At 77.1% G+C, this 1,566-nt stretch carries 1 protein-coding gene and 1 pseudogene; both read right to left on the reverse strand.

Features of this window, described 5'->3' with window-relative positions:
- A pseudogene (locus EYA84_RS31655) lies at positions 1-909 on the reverse strand (hypothetical protein); the annotation flags it as partial.
- Positions 909-1,566: glycosyltransferase family 4 protein (locus EYA84_RS31660; protein WP_131057833.1), on the reverse strand; the 658-nt coding region annotated here is incomplete at its 5' end. The pseudogene EYA84_RS31655 and the gene EYA84_RS31660, both read right to left, overlap by 1 nt.

The raw sequence follows: 1,566 nt of genomic DNA on the forward strand, positions 1-1,566 counted from the left end.
CCCACCGACCGACTCGGCGGGCCGGCCGAGGAACGGCCGGTCCGGCATCGGACGGCCCAGCGCCGCCAGCGCGGTCGGCGCGAGGTCGATCAGTTGCAGGTAGCCCTGCCGACCGGTGCTGGGCGAGGTCAGCCAGCCCTCCTCCCAGCCGGGGCCGTCGGCGACGGCCACGTGCAGCCGGGACGGCCGCTCGGTGTCGGAGACCCCGGCGACGATCACCAGGGACCGCGGCGGCCGACCCGTCAGCACCCGGGCCAGCTGGGCGTCGGCCGCTTGCGCCGACGCCGACCGCGACGCCTCGTCCTCACCCTCGACGGTGCCGGCGTCGACGATGCTCAGCACGCAGGATCCGAGCAGCTCGGCCGGATCCTCCGGCAGCGTCGGCGCGTACCGGTCGACCCGACCGAACGGCCGCGCGGCGGCCACCGCCGCACCCGGGCCGACCGCCACCGAGCAGCGCACCGACTCCGACAGCGCGCCGGGCACCGTGCCCCACGGCAGCCGCTCCTGGTTGCGCAGCACGACGCTCTCCTGCTGCGGCAGGTTCGCGCCGATGCCGTCGGGCTGCTCCACCGTCACGTCGGCGGGCGGACACTGCCCGTCGGTCGGGCTGCCGGCCCAGGCGGCGAAGCCCCCCGCGCCGAGCGTGAGCCAGCCGTCCACCGGGCAGGTGGGTCGGTACACCGACCGCACCGACAACGAACCGATCGAGCCCTCCTGCGCCATCCGCCACAACGTCGGCGTCCGCTGCGCGTCCACGTCCTCCCACCGCAGCCCGGCCACCCCGACCAGCACCACGTAGTCGGCGCTCTGCCGGGGCGGCGGGCTCTCCGGACGGGCCGCCAGCACGGTGACGCCGAGCGCCACCACGACCAGGGTCAACAGGATCGGTGCGATTCGGCGCAACATCACCGGCGTCCCGTCGACGGCGTGTCGGCACCGGGCGTCGGCCCGGCCCCGCCCGAGGTCAACTCGGCGTAGAGCGCGACCAGCTGGGCCACGGTCTGCGCCTCGGTGGGCCAGGTCGCGGCCCGCGCGACACCCTGACGGCCCAGCTCGGCGCGGCGCGGCGCGTCGTCGAGCAGGTCACCGACCGCCGCGTCGACCGCGTCGACGTCGCCCGGCGGCACCAGCACCGCGGCGTCCCCCACCAGGTCCGGCAGGCCACCCACCTCGGTCGCCACCAGCGGTACGCCGACCCGCAGCGCCTCCTGCGCGAACAGTTGTCGGGCCTCCCAGTCGCTGGTCACCACCGCCAGGTCCGCCCCGGCCAGCAGATCGGCCACGTCGGTGCGGTGCCCGAGCAGGGTCACCGGCGCCCGCGCGGCACTGATCCGGGCGGCCAACGGCAGGTACGCCGGACCGCTCCCGGCGATCACCACGGCCGGCGGCGGCACCCGTTCCCGCCACCGGGCGGCGGCGTCCACCAGCACGTCGTACCGCTTCTGCGGGTGCAGCCGACCGACCGAGAGGATCAACGGCTGGTCGGCGGCCACCCCGAACTCGGCCCGTACGGCGGCCCGGCCCCGGCGCGGCGCGGGCAGCTCGGGAGCGGCCACCGGGGCG

It is taken from the genome of Verrucosispora sp. SN26_14.1, from assembly GCF_004307965.1.
In the GTDB taxonomy this organism is placed as follows: domain Bacteria; phylum Actinomycetota; class Actinomycetes; order Mycobacteriales; family Micromonosporaceae; genus Micromonospora.